This window comes from Nitrospira sp. BLG_2 (assembly GCF_049222245.1).
Map to the genome: position 1 here is coordinate 1 of NZ_JBLYIG010000544.1, position 3,479 is coordinate 3,479.

General features: G+C 55.0%; 2 protein-coding genes and 1 tRNA gene. All 3 read left to right on the forward strand.

Annotation, left to right across the window (positions count from 1 at the left end; genetic code table 11):
* Positions 1-1,291, forward strand: a 1,291-nt coding sequence (locus ACOSYY_RS14575) for a DNA primase (RefSeq protein WP_421663254.1), incomplete at its 5' end; no start/stop codon positions are given.
* A 2-nt stretch (positions 1,292-1,293) separates the two neighbouring features.
* A complete protein-coding gene (gene rpoD, locus ACOSYY_RS14580) occupies positions 1,294-3,108 on the forward strand; it encodes an RNA polymerase sigma factor RpoD (RefSeq protein ID WP_421663255.1) in 1,815 nt (604 codons plus the stop codon).
* A 143-nt stretch (positions 3,109-3,251) separates the two neighbouring features.
* Positions 3,252-3,328 (forward strand) — tRNA-Ile (locus tag ACOSYY_RS14585).
* Positions 3,329-3,479 lie beyond the last annotated feature (151 nt).

The following is a 3,479-nucleotide window of genomic DNA, read 5'->3' on the forward strand; positions in this document are numbered from 1 at the left end:
CAGCGAGATCATGGCGGCTGGGCTCGGGAGCCCAAGACCAAACGGTAATGGGTATTACGACAAATTCCATGGACGGCTCATGTTCACGATCACCGATCTGCGCAAGCGCGTGGTGGGATTCGGCGGACGTGTGTTGGGTGACCGCACACCCAAGTATCTCAATTCGCCCGATACGTTATTGTTTAAGAAGGGTCAGACCCTTTTCGCCTTCGATCAGGCGCGCGAGGCAATCGTACGGGCCAGGACAGTAATCGTCGTCGAAGGCTATTTCGACGCGATCGCGCTTCACCAGGCAGGGCTTGCCCATACCGTCGCCACCCTGGGGACGTCCTTGACGGCTGAACATATTCAGACCCTGCGGCGGTTTGCCGACCAGGTTGTGTTGCTCTTTGACCCTGATGCGGCCGGCGTGCGCGCGGCGTTGAGAGGATTGGATCTTTTTGTCAACAGTGGATTGAGCGTCAAGGTAGTTACCCTTCCGGTTGGTGAGGACCCTGATACGTTTGTGCGAAAGGAAGGTGCCGAGGCGTTTGCCCGGTTAAAAGCGGCTGCTCCTAATCTCTTGGACTATGCGCTGAATCACACGGTCAAGCAGGCCGACGACGGCTCGCTTGAAAGCCGTATTCGAGGTGTCGATGAGGTGCTGCGAATTTTGCAGAAGAGCGAACATCCGATCGAGCGGCAGGAGCGCATCAAAGTCGTGGCGGAACGGTTGGGGATCAGCGAGGCCCGATTGATTGAACGCTATCCGACGCTTCTGGATCGGCCGAAACGAGACGCGGACGTGCCGCGCGCGCAGCCCGCACAGGGAGTTCCGCTCAATGCCCTATTCAAGGGGTTCCCTGAGGAGCGGGATCTCCTCTTACTGCTGCTGCGTGGAAAATTGTTGCCAGCCGACGTCCGGCGCTTGCGGCCGGAGTCCTTTGCTCTTGAGCCCTGTCGCAAGCTCGTCGAGATTGCGCTTACTCATGTAGATCGAGATGGACGCATCAGTCTCAGATCGGTCTTGGATGAGTCGGTAGACGATCCTGACTGTGGCGCCCTGGCGACGGAATTGTCGATGCGCGAGGATCATTTCGACGATGTGCAGACACACATTACGGACTGTTTGGATCGTCTGGACCGAAAGCGATCGGAGCAGGTGTTGAGAGAGCTTATTGTCAGATTGAAAACGGCTGAGCGCGAAGGCCGTATGGATGAGGCGCGCCTGTTGAATATGCAGATCAATGATGTACGAATGCGTAAAGCCGGCACGCCGACCGCCGGTGTGATTTCATTGGTGAAGGAGTAGTCATGCCGAAACAAGAGTTGCTCGGTGAGGTGAAGAAACTGATCACGATCGGGAAGGAAAAGGGCTTTCTGACGTATGACGAGCTCAACAGTACCTTGCCCGCAGAAGTCGTGTCTTCAGATCAGTTTGGCAGCATTATGGCGATGTTCGGTGAAATGGATATCGAAATCATCGAGGCTGGCGATGGGGATCGGATTCAGAAACGATCTGAAGGCGAAGTCGGCGAAGATGCGGAGGACGTCGAGTCGGATTCCGAGGAGGAAAACGATAAGGCGATCGATCTGACGCCGGGTGTGCTGAGTCGCACCGACGATCCCGTGCGTCTCTACCTCAAAGAAATGGGAAGTGTGGCGCTCCTCAGCCGCGAAGGCGAGATCGAAATCGCGAAACGAATTGAAGAGGGGAAAAATGATATTGCTTCGGTGATCTACGGCATGCCGATGACCATCGAATTCGTCCTGGCGCTCCGAGATCAGCTCAAGAACGCCCAGATCGATGTGCGCGAGATCGTGCCGGTTCAGGAAACCGAAGAGGATTTTGAGGAAGACCAGCCGCCGGTGGAGCGGGATTACGAGGAGTTGCGGATCAAGACGCTCGAGTCGTTGAATGCCGTGCGCAAGGTCTCGCTCACGCTGAAGGCATTGGCCGAGAAAGGCAAGCATCTCGGCAGTGATCCGGTCAAGCAAAAAAAGTTCAAGAAGCAGTTCGACGTGATCCGTCAGCAGGTTGTGAACAAGATTGAATCGGTCAATCTCCATGGTGTGCTGAAAGACAGAATGGTACAGCGTGTCCGCGATCTGGCGATGCAGATCCGGACCGCCGAACGGGAAGCGATCAGCTGCCAACGGCGGATCGGTGTGGGGGGGGAGGCCGGTGCAGAACTGCTGAGGAAAATGTGCCGGAGTCGTCAGGATTTCTTGGTGGTCAAGCGGAAGACCGGGGTGTCGGAAGAAGCGCTGGTGGAAATTCGGAAGGTTTATCAAACCGCCAAAGCGAAGATTCGTCAATTTGAAACGGAGGAGGCGCTTGTTCCGGCTGAAGAGATTAAGGATGCGGTCAAGCATCTCGATCTGGCCGAAGAGAAGGTGAAGCGCGGAAAGGCTGAGTTGGTCGAGGCGAATTTGCGACTTGTAGTCAGCATCGCCAAGAAATACACGAATCGAGGTCTCCAATTCCTCGATTTGATTCAAGAAGGCAATATTGGCTTGATGAAGGCGGTGGACAAATTCGAGTATAAGCGCGGGTACAAGTTCAGTACCTACGCCACGTGGTGGATTCGGCAGGCAATCACCCGAGCTATTGCGGATCAAGCACGAACGATTCGGATTCCGGTTCACATGATCGAAACAATCAATAAGCTGATTCGGACCTCCAGGCATCTCGTGCAGAAGCTGGGTCGTGAACCTCTTCCCGAAGAGATTGCCGAGCGCATGGATCTGCCGTTGGACAAAGTCCGGAAGATTCTCAAGATTGCCCGTGAACCCATCTCGCTCGAAACGCCGATCGGTGAAGAGGAAGACAGCCATCTTGGCGATTTTATCGAAGACAAGAAGGCCGTGTCTCCGTTGGAGGCCGCCATTCGCTACGACTTACAGCGGCAAATCAACAGTGCTTTGGAAACCCTGACGCCTCGCGAGGAGAAGGTGCTTCGCAAGCGGTTCGGTATCGGCGAAGCGACCGACCACACCTTGGAAGAGGTGGGCCAGGATTTCGAAGTCACCCGGGAGCGCATCAGGCAAATCGAAGCTAAGGCCTTGAGGAAATTACGGCATCCGAGCCGGAGCAAAAAGCTGAGAAGTTTCGTCGAGAGCTTATAGATTACAAGTTCAAGACGGAGTGATTTGACTCTGCTCGGAGTAGCAGCCTAGAATTACGATTCAGGTGGAGACACCTGTCGAGGCTGAGACCGACGGAGCCGGCAGGTATGATTCAGTCAGCCGGAGTCCGAACCGTTCCGATCGGGCCCATAGCTCAGGTGGTTAGAGCGGCTGACTCATAATCAGCTGGTCCTAGGTTCAAGTCCTAGTGGGCCCACCAGTCAGGACCGGTATCTGCTCTCTTCAGTGCGCCGGCATCGATGGAAAGAATACATTGAACCAAAAGCTTTCTCCGCTCATTGAACGGCAAAAACTCGATCTCCGAATCATGGAGATCAATGAGATCCGTCGAAAAATACCCGAGCACCTCC

What these genes read in the sequence shown, in the direction of transcription:
- rpoD (WP_421663255.1), top strand. Translation starts at nt 1,294, where the DNA reads ATGCCGAAACAAGAGTTGCTCGGTGAGGTGAAGAAACTGATCACGATC.